Below are 23,243 nucleotides of genomic sequence, written 5' to 3'. Positions count from 1 at the left end.
CCGAATCCCGATCCGAAAGGTTGTCCACGGCCGTCGTTGCCTTGCTGCGGCGTGGGGGGCCTCTAAGGCGGCGGGGCCTCGCGGGGCGCGAGGAGCAGCGTGCCGGTGACGCGGGTCGGCCGCCGTTCCCCATCGCTGTCACGGAGCCGCAGCAGCGTGACCTGGATGCGAGCCGTCAGGTCCGCCCCGGAGATCTCCAGCCGCAGCGAGTCCGGCGGCAGTTGCACGCGTCCCGGCGCCGTCGTGGTCCCGAAGCGCCCGGCGCGTGCGATGAGTTCGCCGAACGAGACCGTGGCCAGTTCGTCCCCGCCGAGCCGGATCGTCGTGCCGAGGCTGTCCGGAGTGGCCTCGAAGGTGAGGGAGTCGCCCTCGAACGGGTAGCGTCCCCCCAGGAGGTTGCGCTCGAAGACGGCCCGGTCGAAGCCGGACACGGCGACCGCCGCGTTCCGCCCCCCCGGAGGCGAGATGTCGACGAAACCATAGGGATCCGCGAGCAATCCCTCGGACGGCACGAGTTCGAGGTGGTCCGCGATGAGCGTCGCCCGGCGTCCGGCCTCAGCGACCCTCATCGAGGCCGCCATGCCGTCTCCGATCGTATCCACCGTCGCCACGCCGCCCTCGAACCATTCGTTGATCGCGGATGTCCCGTGCCACGAAATCAGGTAGAGCAGGACATCGTTGATCTGCTGCCAGTCCTCCGGCGAGACCTCGATGGCGGCCGGCGAGATCCTGCCCTCCGCGAGGACTCCGCGCGTCGAGAGCAGATCCTCGAGCCGCCCCGTCTGGCTCCGTTCGGCCACGGCGTAGGCGGACCAGGGGCCGACGAAGGTGACCGCGCCGATGATGGCCAGCGTCAGCGGAATCCCCTTGATCTCGTGCGACCGCGTCACCGTGTAGAAGAGGGCGGCGCCCGCCAGCCAGATCCCTAGCAGCAGCAGGAGATACCGGCGCTCTGTGATCCCGTACTGTTCGATGCGCTGCCCGATGGCGAGCAGGAGCATGACGATGGACGGGATGATGAGAATCCAGAAGATGCGGGCGTACGTGTCGATCCACGCGTGGCCCTCCTGTCCGCGCCGCGGATGCACGAGGAGGAGCGACAGGATGCCGAAGGCGGCGAGCGCGGAGACGAGCAGTCCGATCCATCCGCTGGGCCACGTCGTCGTGATGACGACGCGCCCGAGGTAGGCGGTGAGGATGATCAGATATACGGCGACGAGCGGGAGGAGCACGTATTGGGCGAAGACGCGCAGACCCGCGGGGTAGTCCTCGCGGCGTTCCAGTTGCTCGAAATCGTCCGGCACGCCCGCGAGCACGAACCACGTCTGAAAGACAAAGCCGAGGAAGAAGAAGAGTCGGCCGTAGTTCTCATCGGCGATGTCGATGTTGAAGAGATTCTCGATGCCGAACATGGCGATGGAGAGTCCGCCGAAGAGGACGCCCGTGTAGATCGCCCCGAGGCCGAAGCGGAAGAAGAGCGTACGGTTGAAGTGCCAGAAGCCGTTCGGCTCGCGGACGCCGAGATAGGCGATGAAGGCGACGAGCAGATGCAGCGTCGCCGTCAGGTGAAAGTGGCGGAGGCCGGCGATGTTCTCGCCCCAGTTCGGCCACTGCCAGTAGTAGAGGGCGAGCACGGCCACGCCGAGTCCGCGCAGCGCCCAGTGCCGCGGCAACGGGAGCTTCCAGCGCTCCGCGAACAGGGTGAGCCCGGTAAGCAGCGGCAGGCCGAGACTGGCCGAGGCCAGGAGGCGCAGCTCGAGCGCCGTTTCCGCGTTGATCGCCCGCATCGCGGCGATCGCGGCGACGACCGCGCAGGCCAGGACAACGGGGAACCGCCGAGCCGTCGCCCACGCCGCCGCGGCGAGCCGCTCGACCGAAGGGAGCTTCAAACCCGGGCTCTGATCGTCACGAGCCTCTCGGCGGCCTGCTCGAGGAGCGCTTCCGTCTTGCAGAAGGCGAACCGCACGAGCTTGCGCCCATCCTCCGGCTTGTGGAAGAAGCTGGATCCGGGGACGGGCGCGACGCCGATCGTGCGCGTGAGCCAGAACGCGAATTCGTCATCCGGCAGATCCGAGAGGTCGGAGAAGTCCGCGAGCACGTAGTACGCGCCCTCCGGCTTGCGGCAGTCGAACCCGGCCTCCACGAGCGCGGGATAGAAGAGGTCCCGTTTCGCGCCGTAAACGTCGGCGAGCCCCTCGTAGTAGGACGGCGGAAGCATCTCGAGGCCGGTGGCCACGCCTTCCTGGAGGGGCGCGGCGGCTCCCACGGTGAGGAAGTCGTGGACCTTGCGTATGGCGTCGGACAACTCCGGGTGCGCGACGATCGTCCCCATCCGCCAGCCCGTGACCGCGAACGTCTTCGAGGCGGCGCTGATCGTAATCGTCCGGTCCCGCATGCCGGGAAGCGTCGCCATCGGAATGTGCCGCGCGCCATCGTAGAGGATGTGCTCGTAGACCTCGTCCGTGATCGCGTAGGCGTCGAACTCCTGGCAGAGCATCGCGATCTTCTCGAGTTCCGCGCGGCTGAACACGCGGCCCGTGGGGTTGTTCGGGGTGTTCACAATGATCGCGCGCGTCCGGTCGCTGAAAGCCGCCCGCAGGCGGTCGAAGTCGATCTGCCACTCCGATGTCAGCGGCACGAACACCGGAGTCGCGTCGCAGAGCGTCGTGTCCGGGCCGTAGTTCTCGTAGAACGGCTCGAAGACGATGACTTCCTCCCCCGGGTCCACGACCGCCAGCAACACCGCCATCATCGCCTCGGTCGCGCCGCAGGTGATCGTGAGGTGCGCCTCCGGATCGACGTCGAGCCCGTACCAGTCGCGATAGCTCGCGGCGAGCGCGTCGCGATACCGTTTCGCGCCCCACGTGATCGCGTACTGGTTCACGTCGTCGTAGATCGCGCGCGCGGCGCCGATCTTCAGCGTGTCGGGCGATTCGAAGTCGGGGAAACCCTGCGACAGGTTGATGGCGCCGTGCTCGTTCGAGAGCCGGGTCATCATCCGGATCACGGATTCCGTGAAGCCGTGCGTACGCCGGGCGGTGTGGATCTTCATCGGTCCGAATCTGGCCCGTCGATCGGCCGCGTGCCACCGGCGCCGGGCACGTCTTGTCCCGCCGTCTCGCCGCCGTCCTCCGCGCCCTCGGCGTCCGGGCGGCGGAATCCGGCCCGTACGAGCCGCGGCTCGACGAGTTCCGCCTGTCCGCGCAGCCAGCCGAACCAGACGACGTCGCCGGGCTTCAGCGTCGTGTCGCTCGACACGGGGTGTTCGCGCTTGCCGCGGCGATGCACGAGGGCGAGGGCGGGGAGCCGGCGGTCGGCGAGCGCATCGATCTGGGAGATGCGCAGCCCGGAGAGGCCATCGAAGATGAGAGGTTCGATCTCCACGCGGTCTCGCCGGAAGTTGTGTGCCCAGCGCTCGTAGTCGATCCCGAGCCCGAACAGCACCGAGGCGCCGCCCTCCTCGACCTGCTCGGGTCCGACTCCCGGCGTGAGCGGATCGATGGCCACGAGGCGGCTCACGCCCGGGCAGCTTTCCCCGACCCGTTTGGCAATGAGCAGGTTCACGCCTTCGTTCGGCGTGAGGGCGACGAGGGCGCGGCGCGATTCGACCCCCGCCTTCAGGAGCGCGCGCGATTCGTTCGCGTTGCCGAGCACGACGCGAAAGCCGTCGCTCTCCGCCGCCCCCGCCTCCGTCGGGTTCGTGTCGATGAGGACGATGGGTGCGTCCCCGCGGCGGGCGGCGCGCAGGGTTCGCGCGAGCGCGCGTCCGATGGGATTCGCCCCGACGACCGCGAACCCGTGGTTGGACGGTTTCCGCACCCCCAGCAGGCGCGCCATGAGCCCGCCCGTCCCGCCGAGGACGACGACGGTGACGGCGATGACGAGGAAGACCATCGCCCGCAGCTGGTTGCCTTCCACCTCCATCCCGCTGTGCGCGAGTTCCGCCGCGAACAATGAGGAGACGGCGAAGGCGACGATCCCGCGGGGAGCGAGCCAGGCGAGGAACGCCTGCTCGTTGCGGCTCAGGCCGGCGCCCCGGGTACAGAGGAGAACACAGAGGGGGCGGACGACGGCGACGAGGACGATCACGGTCACGATCCCGCCCACCCCCAGCGCGCGCACGTCGCCGAGGTCCACCGCCGCCGACAGGAGGACGAAGAGGAGCCCCACGAGGAGGAAGGTGAGCTGTTCCTTGAACTCGACGAGCTCGCGCGCGTGCCGGGGTCCCATGTTCCCGACGACGAGGCCGGCGATCGCGACGGTCATGATGCCGCTTTCGGGCAGGATGGCGTGCGAACCCTGGTAGAGCGCGAGGACGCAGGCGAGCGTGAAGATGTTCCGCAGATCGGAGGGGATCGCGCGCCGCATCCTCAACAGCCCTCCGATGATGAACCCTCCGGCCACGCCGATGACGGAGCCGAGGCCCAGGCGCGTGAGGAGGCCGAGGAAACCGGCCCCCACGTCCCCCGCCGTCGACGCGAGCGCCAACTCGAAGGCGACGACCGCGAGGATCGCGCCGACCGGATCGATGAGCACGCCCTCCGCCTCGAGGATCGTCCGCAGGTTGTTTCGCAGACGAATCCGCCGCGTGAGCGGGTTGATCACCGTCGGACCCGTGACCGAGACGAGCGCCCCGAAGAGCAGCGCGATGCGGAGGCTCCAGCCCAGCGCGAGCATCGCCGTGACGGTGGCCCCGGCGATCGTGACGAGCGCGCCGAGCGTGATCAGCCGGCGGATCGTCACCGCCTCGCGCCGCAGCCGGTCGAGGTTGAGTTGCAGCGCGCCCTCGAAGAGGATCACCGCGACGGCCAGCCCGACGATGGGGTTGAGACCTTCGCCCAGCGTGTCGGGCCGCACGATGTTGGCGAAGGCGGGCCCGAGGAGGATGCCGGTCGCGAGCAGGAAGAGGATGCCGGGTACGCGTGCGTGTCGCGCGACGGACTGCGCAACGACGCCCGCGGTGATGGCGAGGGCGAAGGTGAGCGCCGGATCCTGGAGGTTCACGAGTCGGCGGTTCGCTCGGTCGCGAGGAGGAAGTTCGTGAAGCCTTCGTCGTAGTCGGAGAGGCCGTTCTGCCCCGTGAGCTTCATGCGGGCGTTGTAGGCGTTCTTCATCATCGGACCCACGACCCCGCTGACCGGACCCTCCGCCGGGTGGCGCACGGCGAAGGCATCCTTCAACTCCTCCCGAAGTCCGATCTCGGCGAGGAGGCCGTTGTACGCGGCGGCGTCGCGCTCCGCCAGCACCCAGAGCTGGCGGTCGAGGCGCTCGGAGTGGGCCGACTGCTCGAGGACGGGCTCACCGGAACGCACCAGGGCGAAGTAGCCGAGGATCTGCGCCTCGACTTCCTTCATGTATCCCTTGCGGTGGCAGAACTCGTGCGCGATCACATGGGGTTCGAAGATGCCGGTGCTCCGGAAGATCGCGACGTCCCCCGTCAGGGGGTCCGCCGCCCCGAGCGCGAAGGGGAAGACGATCTGCGCGAGCATGAACTCCCGGACCTGCGAACTCGTCTCCAGACGCTGGCCGGTAAGTTCCGCGAGATAATCGGTGAGACAAAGGTCGACCTGCTCCGCCAGTTCCTTCCGTGGCGTCTCCATCGGCACGTGGTTCGCGTTCAGCCGCTCGACGAGACCCTCGACATCCCGTCTCCGCTCCTCCTCCGACGCGGGGGGCGGGGAGAGCGGATCGAAGCCGAACGCGTCCTCGAAATCCACGCGACGGGCGTCCGCCCGAACCGCCCAGTCGATGAGCGCGCTGCCCGCGTACACGCCGAGCGCCGCCGCCTGCAGCGCCCGCCCGGCCGGGCTCAGGCCGAAGAGCACCCGGGCGGCAACGGGGGCGGCAAGAAGCAGATCGGAAGGCGCGACCGGCAGGTACGTCGCTAGGTTGGGGATCCGGAGTCTTTCCATGGCTCCTCGTACGCGGGTCGGTGGACGAAAGTTCGGGATCGACGGGCCGGGTGCAACCGTGGGGGCCTTCGCGGCGTCACACTCCTGTCGGAAGCCGGGGCGGGACCGATGGCGAGTCCGGGAAGCGGGGAGTCCGAGAAACGGGGGAGGGGAATATGCGTCGGAGCACGTCGGGGTCGCTCATCGTTCTGCTCGCGGTCGTCGCGGGCCCACCGCCCCTCGCCGGGCAGGAAGTCAAGGTCGGGGGCCAGGTCACCTTCGGGGACGACGCGGACTTCGGCCTCGGCCCGCGCGCGCAACTGACGCTGCCCTGGATCGCCCCCGGCGTCCGGCTCGCGGGCTCCTTCGACTACTTCTTCCCCGACTCTGGTCTCGGCGACCCCGGCGGCGACTACGACTACCACGAACTCAACCTCAACGTTCTCGCAGACATCTCGCTCGATCGCGTCACGAACCTGGTCCCGTACGCCGGCGGCGGATTGAACGTGGCGTGGGAAAGGGTCCCGTCCAACGGAAGTGAAGGGGTGCTGGAGCGGCTGTACGGCCTGAACGTCATCGCCGGATTCCGTTTCCCGCTCGTCGGGTTCACGCCCTTCGTCGAGGCGAGGTACGAACTCGAGGGGGGCCAGCAACTCCTCGTCGCCGGCGGCATCCTTCTACCCTAGCGCGGTTCGTCCGGGGACCGGAGAAGTCCGTCAGAATCGTAAGCCGCCGCCGGCGCTGAAGGCCCACCTCGATCTTTCGCTCTCACCGATCCCTCCGCCGAAGCGGTAACCGACATTGAGGTTCGTTACCTGCGCGAAGGAGGAGAGCGGGGATCCTCCGAACACGGTGACCCCGATGTTGCCTCCCAGCCTCGAATCCTGGTCCGGATACCAGGCGCCGCCATAGTCGACGAACGCGCCGACGCCGAGCCCGAACAGGTTGTAGAAGTTGTCCACCAGGTAGGAGCGGTGTTCGAGCGTCGCGCGCACCGTGCGCGTGCCCACGAACGCGTGCGGCCCCCAGAGGCGCGGCAGTATCTGGAAGCCGATGTCGTGCTCGGAGCCCGGGCGGGGTGACTCCTGGACCCCCGCGGAGGCCTGCAGGAACGTCGTGTTCCGCTCCGTCTCCCGCACCGCCGCCGTTCCGGTGCCGAAGACGTAGCCGGAGTCGAGGCCCGCCGAGTTGAAGAGGCCGCCGCCATCGAGAGCACCCTTGAGAATCGCGGGGCCCGCCCGCCTTCCGGATGACAGGAGAAGACGCGTTCCGATTCCCGTCGACCTGTATCCGAGGCGTTCGTGGGCGAGTTTGACGGAGAGGTATACGCGGTCGCTCAGATCCTGGTCTTCCTCGGAAAACCCGTTGAAGCGCTGCACGCGCTCGAAGCGGGCGCGCCGCCATTCGGCGTATACGCCGATAAGTCCGTACACGGAGTCGGGCACCGTGGCGTCGAGGCTGTCCAGATTGACGCCGGGATGTTCGATCCGCAGGTGCTCTTCGTGCCGGATTTCGAGCGTCGCCCCGATGCGGAGGAACTTCCGTGGATTCGCGATCGGCGCGATCGCTCCGGTCAGGCGGTGGATATGGGCTCGCCGCCGCCATTCGATCGTCTGGAGGCTGTCCGGGTTGTGGCGCACGTACTGGGGGATCCGCCCCCGGAAGTCCCGTCCCTCGTAGTAGAACGCCGAGCGGTCCGAGAGAGCGCGGAACGGATTCGACAGGCGCCACGCGACGACGTCGCGGTCCGACAGGTTGCGCCAGGTCGCGTTGGCCGCGAGCCGGGTGGAGGCCAATCGATTCGACGTCAGCCGGAGATCCATGCCGTCGCGGTCGGTTTCACGGACGTACCACACGCGCATGGAGTTTCCACTGCCCGCGAGGTTGACCTCGGTGACCCCGAGGGTGCCGGTGAGGGTACCGTCGGCTGCGACCCGCCCCGTGATGCGCGGCTGCAGGCTCCACGCGTCGCGCGTTCTCACGTCCAGCGCGAGTTTACCATCGACGCGCGTAGAATCCACGCGGACCCGGCGGAAGAGGCCCAGGCGACGGAGGTTCCGTTCGCTCTCGGCGGCAAGGAGTGAGTCGTAGGGCGTCCCCGGCCCCAGGAGCAGCTCGCGGCGGATGACCCAGGGCTGCGTCGTCCCGTGCAATCCGTTGCCGAGGCGGTAGATGAAGTTTCCGGCCGCGGCGCTCTCCGGGAAGACGTCCTGCCGGCCGATGATGACGGTATCGATGATGGCGCCCGTGCCGTCCTGCGCCTGCGCTGCGGACGTTGGCAAGAGCCCCAGCAGGCACAGGAGTCGGACGACGTTCGCGCCCCGGAACGGAGCAGGGCGAGTCCCCCTTTCCGGGAGGGCCGCGGACGGAATCATGGGGCGGGAAGGTACGGTCGCGCGGGGTTTACGGCCACCGGACATCGTCGCGTTTCGCGAGGCCCGGCTCGTCACGGAAACGGGCCGCGATCTCACCCAGGGTGATTCCGAGGCCGGGGTGCCGGAATCCCGGCGCCACATCGGCGAGAGGGACCGCCAGATGCGCCCTCGTCGGGATCTCCGGGTCCGGGAGTTGCAGCTCCTCCTGGTCGACGACCAGGCCCTGCACGGCGGCGATGTCGATGTCGATCGTGCGGGGGGCGTTGGGGTCGGCGGTCCTGACGCGTCCGAGGCGCCGCTCCAGCGGCCGGATGACCTCGAACTTCAACTCTCCCGGGGAGAGATCGGTCGTGATGCGCACGGCCGCGTTCAGGAAGCGGGGCATCCCGGGGTTCCCGACCGGTTCCGCTTCGTAGATGGGCGAGGCTCCGTCGATGCCCAGCAGTTCGTCGAGCGCCTCGAGGGCCGCGACGATGTGCCGCTCCGGATCGATGTTCGAGCCGAGCGTGAGGAGGGTTGTTCGGGGCGAGGCGTTCACGCGTAGTCTGCCGCCGTCCGTTCGACCTCGATCCCCACCGAGCGCGCGTAGCGCAGCGCCCCGGGCTTCTCCACGCGGACCTTCGCCCGCGCGGCGCCGAAGTCGACGATCGCGATCCGTGCGATCTGGTGCGCGAGGGCTTCAACGAGATACGGCTCGGCCGTTTCGACGTGCGCGATGACGCGCTTCGTCAGGGTCCGGTAGTTCAGCACGTCCGCGACGTCATCGGATTCGCCCGCGGCCCGGGCGTCCACGGAGAGCGAGAGGTTGATCACGATGTCCTGTTTCTTCTCGCGTTCCCAGTCGTTGACTCCGATGATGCCCCGGACGAGGAGGTCACGGATGATGACGGTATCGGAGTACGCCATCAGCGCCGTCCTCCCGTCAGCAGATGTTCGCCGCCGTCCACGTAGATCGTCGCTCCCGTCACATAGTCGTTCTCGGCCAGGAACCGCGCCGCGTGCGCCACGTACTCCGGATCGCCCGTCCGCCCGAGCGGGACCCTCCGACCCTTCTCCCGCCACGCCGCATCCTCCGCCGTCTCGCCGGGAGGCGGAAGGATCGGGCCGGGAACGATCGCGTTCGCGCGCACCTCCGCGCCCAGTTCGCGGGCCGTCAGCGCCGTCAGGTGCAGCAGTCCCGCCTTGCTGACCCCGTGCGCCGCAAACCCCTTCCAGGCAGCGACCGCCGCCATGTCCGACATGTTGATTATGACGCTGGGCGCCAGAGGTTCCCCTAGGCTGCCGCGCCGGTCGGGTACGGCGCGCATCCGGACGGCGGCTCGCTGCGTCATGAGGAAGGGAGCGCGCAGGTTGAGCGCCTGTGCGGCGTCCCATTCGGCGACCGTCGCCTCGTCGAAGGGGGTGCGCTCGAAGCTCGCGGCGGAATTCACCAGGATGTCGAGACGCCCGAACGCCGCGTCGAACGCCTCGAACAGGTCGTCGATCTGCTCCGGAAGCGAGAGGTCCGCCGCGGCCGCCGCCGCCCGGCGCCCCAGGGCCCGCACATCGTTCGCCGTGCGGTCGGCCGCCTCGGACGAGTTTCGGTAGTGGATGAAGACGTCGCATCCCGCCTCCGCCAGACCCAGCGACAGCGCGCGGCCCAGCCGGCGTGCGCCCCCGGTCACGAGTGCGACGGCACCCTCGAGTCTCACGGCATCTCTCCGTTCACGAGCATCCCCGACGACGCGGGAGTCCCCCGGCGGGTGTCCCCCCGGGGCGTGCACTTCCCCGGCGGTCCCGCACCGGGGAAGCCGGGAATGTACAAGGTTCGAGGACGGTTGGGGCGTTGCACGCGAAGGCGGCGCATGCCCCATTGCGGACCACCCGTGGCGGGCGCGGGATTCCAACCGGGAGAAGGCGCGTGAAAGCGATCTGGTACGAGATGACCGGCCCCGCGCCGGAGGTGCTCCGGTTCGGGCGGCAGGAAGCGCCCGTGCCGGGGGCGGGAGAAGTCCGGGTGCGGCTGGCCGCCTCGGGCGTGAATCCGTCGGACACCAAGCGGAGGGCCGGCTGGATCGGTCTGTCGATGCCTCATCCGCGCATCGTCCCGCACTCCGACGGGGCGGGAACGATCGATGCGGTGGGGGCCGAGGTGGAGGGGTCCCGCGTCGGCGAACGCGTCTGGCTGTGGAACGCCCAGAGCGGCGGCCGTCCGTTCGGAACGGCGGCGGAGTACACGGCGGTACCGGAGGCGCAGGCCGTGCCGTTGCCGGACAATGCCTCCTTCGCCGACGGAGCGGGCCTCGGAGTGCCCGGCTGTACGGCCCACTACGCCGTGTACGGGGACGGGCCGGTGGGCGGAAAGCGGATCCTCGTGCAGGGAGGCGCCGGGGCCGTCGGCCACCTGGCGGTGCAGCTGGCCACTCTGGGCGGCGCCGAGGTCATCGCCACGGTGAGCAGCGCCGCCAAGGCGGCAGTGGCGCGGGGCGGCGGCGCGAGACACGCGATCGACTACCGGCGGGAGGACGTTGCCGGCCGCGTGCTCGACCTCACGGGCGGGGAAGGCGTGGACCGCATCATCGAGGTGGACCTCGCCGCGAACCTCGAGACGGACGTCGCGGTGCTGCGGGAGAACGGGACCATCGCCTCGTACTCGTCAACCTCCGGCCCGGAACTGCCGCTCGCCTACTATCCGCTCGCCTTCAAGGACCTGCGCATCCATTTCCTGCAGGGATACCTGCTGCCCGCCGCCGCCCGCCGCGCCGCGGTCCGGGATCTCACGACCTGGCTCGCGGCCGGACAACTCGACGTGCGGATCGCCGCCACCTTCCCCCTCGCGGAGACGGCGTCCGCACACGAGGCCCTCGAGTCCGGCCGCGCGGACGGGAAGATCCTCGTCGAACTCTGACGAGCGTGTCGCGCTACTGCACCCGTTCGAAGCGCAGGTCCCAGACGCGTCCCTGGCTCAGGCTCGCCTGCGTGACCCGCCCGGTCTCGTCGCGCCGGAAGATGAAGGTGCTGCCTCCCTGCCTGAACGCATCCGGATACACCGGCACCAGCGACGGCCCGCCTCCGTACCGGTCCCTCAATACGAGGCTGCCGTCCTCAACCTCGACCCAGTATGTGACTTCCGCCTCGTCGCTGTGGTAGGCGCCCACGTAGGCGGCCAGGTCCGAAGCGGCGGGCTCGAATCCTTCCACCGGTTCGATCCTCACATCATCGGCGACCGGCGTGTCCATCGTGGCCCCGGGCCTCGCTCCGCCATCGGCCGCGGCGTCGAAGACGATGGATACGCCCGCCGGTGAGGCGAACTCGGTCTCGCTCATCGCCGCCAGGGACATCCCGCCCGGCCCTCCGCCCATGCGGAGCGAGGCGCCGTCCGCCGTCAACTCCATGAACTGGCCCGTGCGGGTGTCGCGGTATCCGCCGGCGAGGGCGGCGACGCGGGCCGGGTCGACGTCCGCGCCCGCGGGATCCTCCGACGCTTCCTCGTCGGTGGCGTCGCCGAGGTAGAGGTCGGCCACGGCGCGGGCGAGCCCGCCGGGGTTGGCCTCGCCCACGTTGCACATCACCGACACCGCGAGCCCGTGGTCGGGGAAGCGGGTGAGGAAGCCCCGGTACGCCGCGGTTCCTCCGGAGTGCTGGACCTCGCGCACGCCCTTGTAATCGCCGACGAAGAGCCCGCCCGCGTAGCTGATCTGCCGCCCCGAGTCGAGCATCCCCTGCTCATGCATGAGCCGGATGAACTCGGGCCCGCCGACTTCGCCCGTGTCGAGGTTGCGGGTGAACCTGAGAAGGTCGCCGACGGTCGTGAGCAGGCCGCCGTTCCCGTGCACGTTCTCGAACGGCATCAGCATGTGCCATTCGCCGTCGTCGCCACGCCGGTATCCGATCGAGCGCTCCTCGACGATCTCGGTGAAATCGTCCCGCCACTGCGTCTTCGTCATGCCGAGGGGGCCGAAGATCCGCTCCTGCGAGAACTCGTCGAAGGTCTGTCCGGTCACCCGCTCCACGAGCATCGCCTGCAGGTTGTATCCGGTGTTCGTGTACGAGTAGTAGCGGCCCGGTTCGTAGTTGAGGGCGCGCTGGCGGCTCGCGATGTCGAGCGCGTGCTTGTGCGTGTGGATCCGGGTGGTCCGCGCCCAGCCGTGGATGCCGGCGACCGACCCCCAGTCGCGGAGCCCGCTCGTGTGATGGATGAGCATCCGCACCGTGATGGGCTCGCCGTAGTCGGGCATCTCCGGGAAGTACTCCCTGATGTCGTCGTCGAGGTCGATGCGTCCGTCCAGCGCGAGCAGGATGGTGGCCGCCGCGGTGAACTGTTTCGAGACCGAGCCCGGCTCGAACACGGTCTCGGGCGTGTTCGGCAGGTCCCACTCGAGGTTCGCCATGCCGTATGCGCGAGCCATGACCTGCTGTCCATCCCGCGAGACCGCGAAGGCGCACCCGGGGCCGTCCGAAGCGCTGTAGTCCGCGAATACGGCGTCGAGCGCCGCCATTTCGACGGCCCCCCCGGGCGGATCGTCGCGACTCGCGTCCGCGCAGGCGAGTCCCGCGGCGAGGAGAGGGATGAGGGTCCGGATTCGTGTCTTCATCGTCTTCCTCCTGACTGAATGGCGCCACTCACCGTGTCGTTGCCGGCCGAAGCCGTCTGCGCGACCGGTAGTGCAATGTCGGTGCGCGCCCCCGCCCCGTCGAGATCCGGCGACCGCGTCCCGGCCGAAAGGGGGAGGCGGGCCTGGCGGCCCGCAGCGATCTATTGCACCCGCTCGAAGCGGAGATCCCAGACCCGCCCCTCGCTCAGACTCGCCTGCGTGACCCGTCCCGTCGCATCCCGGCGGAAGATGATCGTGCCGAACTCCCGCGCGAACGCGTCGGGATACAGCGGTTCGAGCGCCGCGCCGTCGCCGTACCGATCCCGAAACACGAGACGCCCGTCCTCCACTTCGAACCGATACGTCACCTCGGCTTCTTCGCTGTGGTAGGCTCCGACGTAGTCGGCCAGGTCGGCCGCGGTCGGTTCGAACGCGCCGACGGGCTCGATCCGCACGCCATCCGCCGCGGGCATGTTCAGGATGCCGGCGGATCGTTCGCCTGCGTTCGGTGGACCCTCGAATGCGATGGATACTCCGGTGGCCGAGGCGAACGCGGTTTCGCTCGTGGCCAAGAGCGGCGGCCCGCCGGGTCCTCCGCGCATGAGCAGAGATGAACCGTCCGCGGTCAGCTCCAGGTACTGTCCCGTTCGCGTATCCCGGTATCCGCCGGCGAAGGCGGCGACGTCTGCGGGGTCGGCATCCACCCCTGCCGGACCGCCCGGAAGCTCCTCGGTCATGGCGTCCGCGAGGTAGAGTTCCGCCACCTGGCGGGCGAGTCCGCGCGAGTCCGCCTCGGCCGCGTTGCACATCAGGGACACCGCCACGCCGTGATCCGGGTAGCGTGTCAGAAAGCCCCGGTACGCGGCCGTCGAGCCGGAGTGCGACACCTCACGCACACCCCTGTATTCGCCCACGCGCAGCCCGCCTGCATAGCCGGTCTTCCACCCCGAGTCGAGTGTGCCCTCTTCGTGCATGAGACGGACGAATTCCGGGCCGCCCACCTCGCCCGTATCCAGATTGCGCGTGAAGCGGAGGAGGTCCCCCACGGTCGTAAGCAAACCGCCGTTGCCGTGGACGTTCTCGAACGGCATCAGCATGTGCCATTCGCCGTCCTCTCCGCGCCGGTAACCGACGGAGCGCTCGTCCACGATCTCGGTGAAATCGTCGCGCCACTGCGTCCTCGCCATGCCGAGGGGGCGAAAGATCCGCTCCTGCGAGAACTCGTCGAAGGTCTGGCCCGTCACCCGCTCTACGAGCATCGCCTGGAGGTTGTACCCGGTATTCGTGTACGAGTAGTAGCGACCCGGCTCGTAGTTCAGGGCGCGCTGACGGCTCGCGATGTCGAGTGCGTGCTTGTGTGAGTGGACCCGGCTCCAGCGCGGCCAGCCCTGAATGGCGGCGACCGAACCCCAGTCGCGAAGACCGCTCGTATGGTGGATCAGCATCCGCACCGTGACGGCTTCGCCGTAGTCGGGCATCTCCGGAAAGTACGACCGGATGTCGTCATCGAGATCGATCCGTCCATCCAGGGCGAGCAGAATCGTGGCTGCGGCGGTGAACTGTTTCGAGACGGAGCCGGGCTCGAACACGGTCTCGGGCGTGTTCGGGATGTGCCACTCCAGATCCGCCATCCCGTACGCGCGCGCCATGACCTGCTGTCCATCCCGCGAGACGGCGAAGGCGCATCCGGGGCCGTCCGAAGCGCTGTAGTCCGCGAATACGGCGTCGAGCGCCGCCATTTCGACGGCCCCCCCGGACGGATCGTCGCGACTCGCGTCCGCGCAGGCGAGTCCCGCGGCGAGGGGAAGGATGAGGGTCCGGAGTCGTGTCTTCATCGTCTTCCTCCTGACTGAATGGCGCCACTCCAGTGGCGCCGATTACTCGGTCGGCGCCGCGGCCAGGATCCCGGCGGGATCGAGGGCGCGTCCGGCGCGCACGACGGTCCGGATGCGTCTCGTGTTGCGGATGTCCTCGAGAGGGTCCGCCTCGAGCAGTACGAGGTCGGCCTCCAGTCCCGCCTCGACGGCGCCGCGGTTCCCATCCTCCTTCAGAATCCGCGCGTTCTCGAGCGTGGCGGCGGACAGGACTTCGCGTGCCGGCATGCCGGCTTCGACGAGAAACTCCATCTCGTGGTGCAGCGAGGCGCCCGGCGCGACCTGCGGCTCCGGGGCGTCGGTCCCGACGAGCAACTGCACGCCGGCTTCATGCAGCATGCCGGTGAGCCGCAGGTATTTCTCCCACGTCCCCTCGCGCACGGAGACCGGTGCCGCGCCCCAGTCCAGGCTCCGCCGCTCCCGGTCCTTGTCCCAGAACGCCTTGAGGCGAGCCGGCATGGGGTCGTGGTCGGGGTGTCCGTAGACCTCGGGGAGGTCCATGAAGAGGAGCGTGCCCCAGAAGACCATGAGCGTCGGATCGACGCGCGCGCCGTGTTCGGCGATGACGTCGATAAGGCGGCGCGCCTCGTCCGAGTCGAGGTTGATCGAATGGCGGTCGTCGGGGTCGTCGAGGAGGAAGTTGGACACCGTATAGATATGCTCGACGCAGTCGAGTCCGTCGCTGACGGCGTCCGCCGTGTGATAGTCGAGGAGGTGTCCGCTCACGACGAGACCATGCTCGTGGCCGGCCTCGATCACACGGCGTCCGATCTCGCGCCCGACGCCTACATAGAGCTTGAGCGTCTTCACGCCCCACGCCACCATGTCCGCGACGAAGGGATCCACGTCGGCGGGCGTCGCCAGGTACCAGCCGACGTCGGGATGCCAGGGCGGGTTGCCGTCGATGAGAAAGCTGCACCGGAAGAGGTTCGGAGAGATCTCCGGGTGGTCATCGGCGTAGCGTTCGATGAGGCGCTGGGCCGGGACGTTGTCTCCCGTGCTGCGGATCGACGTGACCCCGTGTCCGAGGTAGAAGGGCAGGACCTCGTCGCCGGTCATGTGCGACTGGTAGAGGATGTGGGTGACGTGGACGTGCGCGTCGATGAGCCCGGGGAGGACGAAGAGGCCGGTCCCGTCGATACGCGCCGCGCCCGCGGCGGCGTCGGAATCCGCGTTCAACTCGGTGCCGGGGGCGACGGCTTCGATCCGGCCGGCCCGGACGAGGACGCTCGTGTCCGGGAGCATGGCGCCCGCCCGGACGTCGAAGACGCTGGCCCGGTCGATGAGCAGAGGGGGAGCCGGCGCCGCTCCGGCCTCGTCGCCGGTCGCCGTCGCCGGTGCCCCCCGCCGGTCGTCCGCATCGCAGCCGAGTGCGAGCCCGGCGCCGGCCAGCGCGGCGCCCCGCATGAAGTCGCGGCGATCGATGGCGGCCACGGGCGGCTACGCGGAGGGGAAGCGGCGCAATAGCGTCATTTCTGAGGATCGTCCGCGACCCTCGGCGGCGTCAAGCAGCTCACCGTTCATGCGGAGTTGATAGCGCGTTGCGTTTGCGGCGATAGGTTGTGTCCATGCCCGCTCCTTCCGCCCGCTTCATCGTCTCCCCAACCGCCGCCGTGCGCTTTGACGCCGCGCGGAAATGGCTGGGAGAGCAACCCTCCGCGTCGGACGTGACGGTTATCGGCGAGACGCTGTCGGGCCCTCACGAACTGCTCCTGCGCGGGGCCCGGACGGCGGGGGCCGCGATGGGCTGGCGCCGCACGACGCTGCGCCTGTTGGCCCGCGACATCGCGCTCTTGCGACTCGCGTCCGATGGGAGCGCGATCGGAGACTCGGTGGCTCGCGACGCCATCGTCGCGCGCGCGCTGGCGGGGCTCGACCGGGGGAAGTTGGGGCGGTTGGCGGCGGTGTCGGACACGCCCGGCTTCGTTCGAGCCATGGGACGAGCGCTGGACGCCCTTCGCATGGCGGGCGTCACGCCATCCGAACTGGCCCCCGTCGACGCGGACCTCGCCGCCTTCTCCGCAGCGGTGGAGGCGGAGTGGCGGACGGCGGGACTGGCGGATCGGGCCGGGGTGTTCGAGGCCGCGCTGTCCGCGCTCCGCGACCCGGAATCCCGGAACAGAGGCGAGGACGCCCGTTTCGTGATTCTCGACGCCCGGATCTGGACGGAGCTGGAGGGGCGGTTCGTCGCGGCCCTCATCGGGCGGGGCCGCGAGTTGCTTGCGACCGTCCCCGAGGGGGATGACCGCACGCTGCGGGCGCTGGAAGAAGCGGGTGCGCGCCGTTCCGATCCGCCCGGGACCGATGGGGCCGCCACCGGGGCGATCGGGCGCCTCCACGCGCACCTCTTCGGCTCGGCGCCGTCCGAATCCGCGACGGACGATGCGGTCACCGTATTCTCCGCTCCCGGCGAGGGCCGGGAAGCCGTGGAGATCGCCCGGAGGCTCACCGCACTCGCCGAGGCCGGAACGCCCTTCGACCGGTGCGCGATCCTTCTCCGGCAGCCCGAGGACTATCGACCGTATCTGGAGGAGGCCCTGAATCGCGCGGGAATCCGGCCCTGGTTCGCGCGCGGCGTGCGGCGCCCGGATCCGGCGGGCCGAGCCTTTCTCGCCCTTCTCCGTTGCCGGGCCGAGGACTACTCGGCGCTTCGCTTCTCGGAGTATGTCTCGATCGGGGAGGTGCCGAACGAGGGAGACGTCGCGGAGCGGGTGCCGCGACGCTGGGAGCGGCTGCTCGTCGACGCGGCCGTTGTCGGTGGCCTCGATCGCTGGGAGCGGCGACTCGATGGTCTCGCCGCGGAACTCGAGTTCAAGCGTGCCGCGCTGGAAGCGGAGGACACCGAAAACCCGCGCCTCGCATGGATCTACGGGACGCGCGCAAATCTCGCCTCGCTCCGGGAGTACGCCTTGCCGCTGCTGTCGGAGCTGTCCGAACTGCCCGCGGAGGCCCGCTGGGAGAGCTGGCTGGCCGCGCTGGCCTCCCTCGCCACCCGCTCGCTTCGGCGGCCCGCGAACGTGCTCGCCGCCTTGTCCGACCTCGCGCCGATGGGGCCTCTGGGTCCGGTGACGCTGGACGAGGTTCTGCGCGTTCTCACGCCCCGACTCCTGGAAGTTCCGGAGCCCCCGCCGGCGAACCGCTACGGCCGCGTGTTCATCGGGCCCATCGATGCGGCTCGGGGGCTCGCCTTCGATGTCGTGTTCGTCCCCGGCATGGCCGAGCGCGTGTTTCCTCCGAAGATCGGGGAAGACCCGATCCTGCTCGACGAGATGCGGCGCCGGCTGGCTCCCGGCCGTCTCTTGACGAACCACGACCGAGTCGAGCTCGAGCGGCTCGCCTTCAGGCTCGCCGTCGGGGCGGCGCGGAAGCAGATCGTCCTCTCCTACCCGCGCATCGACGCCATGAAGACCCGGCCCCGGGTCCCCTCCTTCTACGCACTCGAGGCGATTCGCGCCGCGGAGGGCCGGCTGCCGAGCTTCGAGGTGCTTGCACAGCGGGCGGAGGAGGTCTCCGATGCGCGGATCGGATGGCCGGCGCCGAAGTCCCGCACGCAGGCAATCGACGAAGCCGAATACGACCTCGCGGTGCTCGACGAGCTCGACAGTCACGATCTCCGCGGGGAACGCGCGGTGAAGGCCGCCGGTCATCTCCTCCACTCGAACCCCCACCTCGCGCGCGCCCTCCGCTTCCGCGCCTACCGCTGGGAGGTGCCGCGCTGGACGTGGGCGGACGGACTCATTCAACTCTCCGAGCGTGCGGCGGGAGCGCTGGCGGAGCGGTCGCCCGACGCACGTCCGTACTCGGCGACGGCGTTGCAGCACTTCGCGGCGTGTCCGTACCGCTTCTATCTCCAGGCGATCCAGGGCCTGCGCCCGCGCGAGGAACCGGTCGGGATCGAGGCGCTCGACCCGCTGCAGCGCGGTTCGCTCGTGCACCAGGTCCAGTTCGAACTCCTGACCCGGCTCCAGGCCGAAAGCACGAAGGAGCGGCCCCTGCTTCCCGTGGGGCCGGAGAACGACGCGCGGGTATCCGAACTCCTCGAGGAAGTGCTCGAGAAGGTGGCGGGGGACTTCCGCGATCGTCTCGTGCCCGCCATCGACCGGGTCTGGGACGACGGCATTGAAGCGATCCGCCAGGACCTGCGGGAGTGGCTGCGGCACGAGAGCGACAGCAAGTCGCCGTTCGAGCCGTGGCGCTTCGAGCTCTCCTTCGGGCTCCCCCGGGATCCCAACCGCGACGCGCACTCCGTGGGGGAGCCCGTCGACCTGGCCATCGGATTGAAGCTCCGCGGCGCCATCGACCTGATCGAACGGACCCCGGCCGGGGTCCTGCGGGTCACGGACCACAAGACGGGCCGTCATCGGGCAAAGGCGGGCGCCACGATCCAGGGAGGCGAACTCCTGCAGCCGGTCCTCTACGCGCTGGCCGCCCAGACGCTCTTCCCGGAACAGCGCGTGGAATCGGGCCGGCTCTACTACTGCACGGCGGATGGCGAATTCCGGGACCACGTCGTGCCGCTCGACGACCGGGCGCTCGAGGCGGCCGGGATCCTGAGCGAGATCGTGAGCGGGGCCTTCGAGGCCGGGAGTTTTCCGGCCCTTCCGCGGGAGGACGCCTGCCGTTGGTGCGACTACCGGCAGGTCTGCGGACCCGACGAGGAGCTTCGCACCCGGAGCAAGCCCCCGCCGGTCCATCTGCGGCGCCTGAGGGAGTACCCGTGACCCGGCCCGGCAGCCTCGCCGACCAGGAGGCCCGCGACGCGATCCTGAACGACCTCGAGGACACGCTCTTCGTCGAAGCGGCGGCGGGCACGGGGAAGACGACTGCGCTCACGGGCCGGATCGTCGAGGTGCTGAAGCACGGTCTGGGCACGCTGGAGGACATCGTCGCCGTCACCTTCACCGAGAAGGCGGCCGGCGAAATGAAGCTCCGGCTGCGGGCGGCCATCGGGGAGGCCCGGGTGGCCGAGGAGGACAGGGAAGTTCGTGAGCGACTCTCGCGTGCTCTGGGCCACCTGGAACTGGCTCACATCGGCACAATCCACGGCTTCTGTGCCGACGTGTTGCGGGAGCGGCCGATCGAGGCCGGCGTCGATCCGGCGTTCCGGGTCGCCGCGGAGGACGAAGCCGGGCGTCTCCTCGATGGGGCCTTCGAGAACTGGTTCGAGGGCGCCCTGGCAGATCCCGGTCCCGGCGTGAGGAGGGCGTTGCGCCGTCACTATCCGAGGAATTCGGGCGGTCCGCGCGCGGCGTTGCGGGCGGCGGCCGGCAGTCTCGTGGACCAGCGCGACTTCGACGCGCCGTGGTCCAGACCCGAGTGGGACCGGGAGGCCGAACTCGACCACGCGCTCGACCTCCTGCGGGAACTTGCCGCCTTCGCCCCGCTGGCCTCCCGTCCGGAAGACTATCTCACGCAGAACCTGCGCCACATCGAACGCGGCGTGCGAGAAATCGAACTGAGGGAGAAGGCGCGCGGACGCGACCACGACTACCTGGAAGCCTGGCTGCGGTCCTTCGTGCAAGCGCGCTGGCGCGGCTGGTTCTGGCGCGGCTTCCGCTCGCGGGATTTCGGCGGCGGCCTCGCGAAGGCGGACGTCGTGGCGCGCCGCGACGCGGTTCGGGCGGAGGTCGAGGCGATCCTGCAGACGGCGGATGCGGACCTGGCGGCGCATCTCCGGGACGAACTCTGGCCCGTGACGGAGCGATACGAACGGGCCAAGCGGCGCGACGGGTGCCTCGACTTCGTGGACCTCCTGATCCGGGCGCGGGGTCTCCTCCGCGACAACGAGGAGATCCGGAGGCACTACCGGACACGCTTCACGCGATTCTTCGTCGACGAGTTCCAGGACACCGATCCGCTGCAGGTCGAGATCCTCCTTCTCCTGTGCGGCGAGGACCCGGACGAAACGCGGCCGGAGCGCATCGTGCCCGCCCGCGGCAAGCTCTTCGTGGTCGGCGACCCGAAGCAGTCGATCTACCGGTTTCGTCGGGCCGACGTGATGCTGTACGAGAGGACGAAACGCCGCCTGAAGGAGGCGGATGCCCGGGTGCTGCACCTGTCCACGAGCTTCCGGTCGCAGCCGCGCTTGCAGGCCGCCGTCAACGGGGCGTTCGCGACGCGCATGAAGGCGAGCGAGGACGGCAGCCAGGCGGCCTACGTGCCCCTCGCGCCCTTCCGCGCGGACACCGGGAGCCAGCCCGCCATCATCGCCCTGCCGGTTCCGGCACCGTACGGACGCTTCGGGAAGATCCGGGGAGTCGAGATCGAGGGATCCCTGCCCGTCGCGGTCGGGGAGATAGTGCGCTGGCTGGTCCACGAGTCGGGATGGGTCGTGACGGAACGGGAGCGTCCGGAAGATCCGGTCCCGGTCCAGGCCCGCCACATCTGCCTGCTCTTCCGTCGCTTTCAGAAGTGGGGGGAGGATGTGACGCGCCCCTACGTGCGCGCGCTCGAGGCCCGCGCCATTCCGCATGTGCTGGTCGGCGGCCGTTCGTACCACGATCGCGAGGAGGTGCTCGCCGTCCGCAACGCGCTCACGGCCATCGAGTGGCCGGACGATCGGCTGGCGGTCTACGCCGCCCTCCGGGGTCCGCTCTTCTCGCTCGGCGACCGCGCGCTGTTCGAGTTCGGCGTCGACGTGGGTCCGCTGCATCCGCTTGCCGGGTGGGAGCCGGGCGGCGGAAACGGCCGCACGGAGGACGGAACGGCCCTGAAGCCTGAACTGCGGGACGTGGCGGCGGTGCTCGGTCTCCTCGGCGATCTCCACCGGCATCGGAACCGGCGCCCGATTCCGGAGACGGTCCGGCGTCTGCTCTCGGCCGCGCGCGCCCACGCGGGCATCGCGATCTGGCCCACGGGCGAGCAGGCGCTGGCCAACGTCCTCCGGCTCGTCGACCGGGCGCGCGCGTTCGAGCGCAGGGGCAGCGCCTCCTTCCGGGCGTTTCTCGACCGGCTCGAGGATGAAGCCGAACGTGGGCAGTCCGAGGAGGCGCCGATCGTGGAGGAGGGGACCGAAGGCGTGAGGATGATGACGGTACACAAGGCCAAGGGCCTCGAGTTCCCGGTCGTCATCCTGGCGGACATGACATGCGCCGCGGCGCACGAGCCGCCATCGCGCCACATGGACGCCGCTCGGCGTCTCTGGGCTCAGCGCCTCTGTGGCGCGACCCCCCGTGACATTCTGGACAACGCCGAGGTCGAGCGGCGCCGGGAGATGGCCGAAGCCGATCGGCTCGCGTACGTGGCGGCCACGCGGGCGCGCGACCTGCTCGTCGTGCCGGCCCTCGGAGACGGCCGCGACGGCCGGGGGGGGCTCTCCGGCGAAGACCGTGAATGGTGGCTCGAGTCGCTGAATCCGGCGGTGTACCCGCCCCACGGCGCACGCCGACGGCCGTCCTCCGCCGAGAGCCTGGGAGCTCCGGCCTTCGGCGATGAGTCGGTTCTCGATCGTCCGGATCGGAAGGGCGGTCAGCGGCCCACGCCGCCGGACTCGGTCGCGCCGGGGCTGCATGCCGCTGAAGCGGGAACGGAGATCGTGTGGTGGGATCCCGCCGCGCTCGATCTCGACGTGGATCCGCGCGCGGGCGATCGCCAGCGCCGGTTGCTCGAGGTCGAGCGAGAGGAACAACCCACCCTGGATGTCGAGGCGGGGCGCGGTGCGCACCGGGACTGGCAGGCGGCTCGCGCGGCGAGGCTGGAGGCCGGCGGGCGCCGGACGATGTCGGTTGCCACGGCAGGGGCCATCGCGCGCCACGCTGCCGAAGCCGCCGAAACCGGAGAGGAGCCCCGCTCCGACACGCGTATCGCGTGGGTCGACGTGCCACGGCCGGAAGCCGAGGGGCCGGACGGGGCGGGGCGCCCCGGAGGCGAACGGTTCGGCGACCTCGTCCATCGCATCCTCGCCGAGGTTGCCCTCGACGCCGACTCCGCCGCGGTCGAAGAACTGGCCGGAACGCTGGGTCGGACGCTGGGAAGTCCCGAGATCGAAGTCGTCGCGGCGGCGGCTCTCGCGACGCGAGCCCTGGAACACGAAGTACTCGACCGGGCGCGGGCCACCCTGGCCTCCGGGCCCGGCGCGGTCCATCGCGAGGTCCCGGTCTTCCACGTCGCAGACACCGCGGCGCCGGACGGGGTGCGGGACCGCGAGCGGGGCGCGGCCATCGTGGAAGGGGTTGCGGACCTCGCCTTCCGCGAGATTACCGACTCCGGCCCGTGCTGGACCGTCGTCGATTACAAGACGGATCGGCGGCCCGCCGGGCGGCGCACCGAATACGAGGTGCAGGTCGCCTGCTACGTCGAGGCCATCGAAAGGGCCAGAGGAGAACCGGCCCGAGGGATCGTGCTGGCGCTCTAGCAGCCCGTGGCAAAAGCCCCGCTGCGTTCGAGCGGCGCTGCATCTCGCCTGAACGCTGCGCTCTGCGTCTCTCCTCGGTCACATAGCAACGGCTATGCTCCCTCGTCGCTCCTTGTCAGGCGAGCGCTTCACCGCTCTCGGCGCTGACGCGGGGTTTTGCCACGGGCTGCTAGGTG

15 protein-coding genes are annotated in these 23,243 nt (G+C 69.8%); 4 read left to right on the top strand and 11 right to left on the bottom strand.

All coding sequences use genetic code 11. The annotated features are described in order from the left end of the window. Window positions 1-62: 62 nt before the first annotated feature. The 4 genes from ACQY5G_RS14300 to ACQY5G_RS14285 are packed head-to-tail and all read right to left on the bottom strand — an operon-like array spanning window position 63 to window position 5,912. Window positions 63-1,889, bottom strand: a complete 1,827-nt coding sequence (locus ACQY5G_RS14300) for a DUF4153 domain-containing protein (RefSeq protein WP_428275070.1) — start codon at window positions 1,887-1,889, stop codon at window positions 63-65. After that, window positions 1,886-3,052, bottom strand: a complete 1,167-nt coding sequence (locus ACQY5G_RS14295) for a pyridoxal phosphate-dependent aminotransferase (RefSeq protein WP_428275068.1) — start codon at window positions 3,050-3,052, stop codon at window positions 1,886-1,888. The genes ACQY5G_RS14300 and ACQY5G_RS14295 overlap by 4 nt, the downstream gene beginning before the upstream one ends. Beyond that, the gene (locus ACQY5G_RS14290; RefSeq protein ID WP_428275066.1) at window positions 3,049-5,004 is read right to left on the bottom strand and encodes a cation:proton antiporter; all 1,956 of its coding nucleotides are present in this window, start codon (window positions 5,002-5,004) and stop codon (window positions 3,049-3,051) included. Before ACQY5G_RS14290 ends, ACQY5G_RS14295 begins: the two co-directional genes overlap by 4 nt. Beyond that, the gene (locus ACQY5G_RS14285) at window positions 5,001-5,912 is read right to left on the bottom strand and encodes a DUF3810 family protein (RefSeq protein ID WP_428275064.1); all 912 of its coding nucleotides are present in this window, start codon (window positions 5,910-5,912) and stop codon (window positions 5,001-5,003) included. The genes ACQY5G_RS14290 and ACQY5G_RS14285 overlap by 4 nt, the downstream gene beginning before the upstream one ends. Before the next feature lie 155 nt (window positions 5,913-6,067). Between ACQY5G_RS14285 and ACQY5G_RS14280 the strand changes: the two genes are divergently transcribed. Next, window positions 6,068-6,577 carry a hypothetical protein gene (locus tag ACQY5G_RS14280; RefSeq protein ID WP_428275062.1) on the top strand — a complete coding sequence of 170 codons (510 nt, stop codon included), beginning with the start codon at window positions 6,068-6,070 and terminating at the stop codon, window positions 6,575-6,577. A 30-nt stretch (window positions 6,578-6,607) separates the two neighbouring features. Here ACQY5G_RS14280 and ACQY5G_RS14275 read toward each other — a convergent pair whose 3' ends face one another. The 4 genes from ACQY5G_RS14275 to ACQY5G_RS14260 all read right to left on the bottom strand — a co-directional run bounded on the left by ACQY5G_RS14275 (window position 6,608) and on the right by ACQY5G_RS14260 (window position 9,957). Then, window positions 6,608-8,173: a hypothetical protein gene (locus tag ACQY5G_RS14275; protein ID WP_428275061.1), complete on the bottom strand. Its 1,566-nt coding sequence runs from the start codon at window positions 8,171-8,173 to the stop codon at window positions 6,608-6,610. A gap of 121 nt (window positions 8,174-8,294) precedes the next feature. After that, on the bottom strand, window positions 8,295-8,804 hold the full coding sequence (gene folK, locus ACQY5G_RS14270; protein WP_428275059.1) for a 2-amino-4-hydroxy-6-hydroxymethyldihydropteridine diphosphokinase: 510 nt from the start codon (window positions 8,802-8,804) through the stop codon (window positions 8,295-8,297). Then, window positions 8,801-9,172, bottom strand: a complete 372-nt coding sequence (gene folB, locus ACQY5G_RS14265) for a dihydroneopterin aldolase (protein WP_428275057.1) — start codon at window positions 9,170-9,172, stop codon at window positions 8,801-8,803. The genes folK and folB overlap by 4 nt, the downstream gene beginning before the upstream one ends. Then, window positions 9,172-9,957, bottom strand: a complete 786-nt coding sequence (locus tag ACQY5G_RS14260) for an SDR family NAD(P)-dependent oxidoreductase (RefSeq protein ID WP_428275055.1) — start codon at window positions 9,955-9,957, stop codon at window positions 9,172-9,174. The genes folB and ACQY5G_RS14260 overlap by 1 nt, the downstream gene beginning before the upstream one ends. Window positions 9,958-10,166: 209 nt before the next feature. Here ACQY5G_RS14260 and ACQY5G_RS14255 point away from each other — a divergent pair, with 209 nt between their 5' ends. Continuing rightward, entirely contained in the window at window positions 10,167-11,153 is a 987-nt protein-coding gene (locus ACQY5G_RS14255) for an NADPH:quinone reductase (protein WP_428275053.1), read from the top strand. A 13-nt stretch (window positions 11,154-11,166) separates the two neighbouring features. Here ACQY5G_RS14255 and ACQY5G_RS14250 read toward each other — a convergent pair whose 3' ends face one another. From ACQY5G_RS14250 to ACQY5G_RS14240, 3 genes are all read right to left on the bottom strand, one after another. Further along, complete coding sequence (locus ACQY5G_RS14250; protein ID WP_428275051.1) at window positions 11,167-12,840, bottom strand: serine hydrolase domain-containing protein; 1,674 nt, start codon at window positions 12,838-12,840, stop codon at window positions 11,167-11,169. Between the two features lie 161 nt (window positions 12,841-13,001). Further along, a complete protein-coding gene (locus ACQY5G_RS14245; RefSeq protein WP_428275049.1) occupies window positions 13,002-14,675 on the bottom strand; it encodes a serine hydrolase domain-containing protein in 1,674 nt (557 codons plus the stop codon). Window positions 14,676-14,717: 42 nt separating this feature from the next. Beyond that, the gene (locus ACQY5G_RS14240) at window positions 14,718-16,148 is read right to left on the bottom strand and encodes an amidohydrolase family protein (protein ID WP_428275047.1); all 1,431 of its coding nucleotides are present in this window, start codon (window positions 16,146-16,148) and stop codon (window positions 14,718-14,720) included. A gap of 134 nt (window positions 16,149-16,282) precedes the next feature. Between ACQY5G_RS14240 and ACQY5G_RS14235 the strand changes: the two genes are divergently transcribed. Further along, the gene (locus ACQY5G_RS14235; RefSeq protein ID WP_428275045.1) at window positions 16,283-19,435 is read left to right on the top strand and encodes a PD-(D/E)XK nuclease family protein; all 3,153 of its coding nucleotides are present in this window, start codon (window positions 16,283-16,285) and stop codon (window positions 19,433-19,435) included. Beyond that, window positions 19,432-23,067: a UvrD-helicase domain-containing protein gene (locus ACQY5G_RS14230; RefSeq protein WP_428275043.1), complete on the top strand. Its 3,636-nt coding sequence runs from the start codon at window positions 19,432-19,434 to the stop codon at window positions 23,065-23,067. Before ACQY5G_RS14235 ends, ACQY5G_RS14230 begins: the two co-directional genes overlap by 4 nt. The last annotated feature ends 176 nt before the right edge of the window (window positions 23,068-23,243 follow it).

This window comes from Candidatus Palauibacter sp., from assembly GCF_965261555.1.
Classification (GTDB): domain Bacteria; phylum Gemmatimonadota; class Gemmatimonadetes; order Palauibacterales; family Palauibacteraceae; genus Palauibacter.
Note: the sequence above shows the minus strand (reverse complement) of the source record. Positions and strands in the feature narration are given on the sequence as shown.

What these genes read in the sequence shown, in the direction of transcription:
- ACQY5G_RS14285 (WP_428275064.1), bottom strand. Translation starts at nt 5,912, where the DNA reads ATGGAAAGACTCCGGATCCCCAACCTAGCGACGTACCTGCCGGTCGCG.
- ACQY5G_RS14245 (WP_428275049.1), bottom strand. Translation starts at nt 14,675, where the DNA reads ATGAAGACACGACTCCGGACCCTCATCCTTCCCCTCGCCGCGGGACTC.
- ACQY5G_RS14235 (WP_428275045.1), top strand. Translation starts at nt 16,283, where the DNA reads ATGCCCGCTCCTTCCGCCCGCTTCATCGTCTCCCCAACCGCCGCCGTG.
- ACQY5G_RS14280 (WP_428275062.1), top strand. Translation starts at nt 6,068, where the DNA reads ATGCGTCGGAGCACGTCGGGGTCGCTCATCGTTCTGCTCGCGGTCGTC.
- ACQY5G_RS14250 (WP_428275051.1), bottom strand. Translation starts at nt 12,840, where the DNA reads ATGAAGACACGAATCCGGACCCTCATCCCTCTCCTCGCCGCGGGACTC.
- folB (WP_428275057.1), bottom strand. Translation starts at nt 9,172, where the DNA reads ATGGCGTACTCCGATACCGTCATCATCCGTGACCTCCTCGTCCGGGGC.
- ACQY5G_RS14295 (WP_428275068.1), bottom strand. Translation starts at nt 3,052, where the DNA reads ATGAAGATCCACACCGCCCGGCGTACGCACGGCTTCACGGAATCCGTG.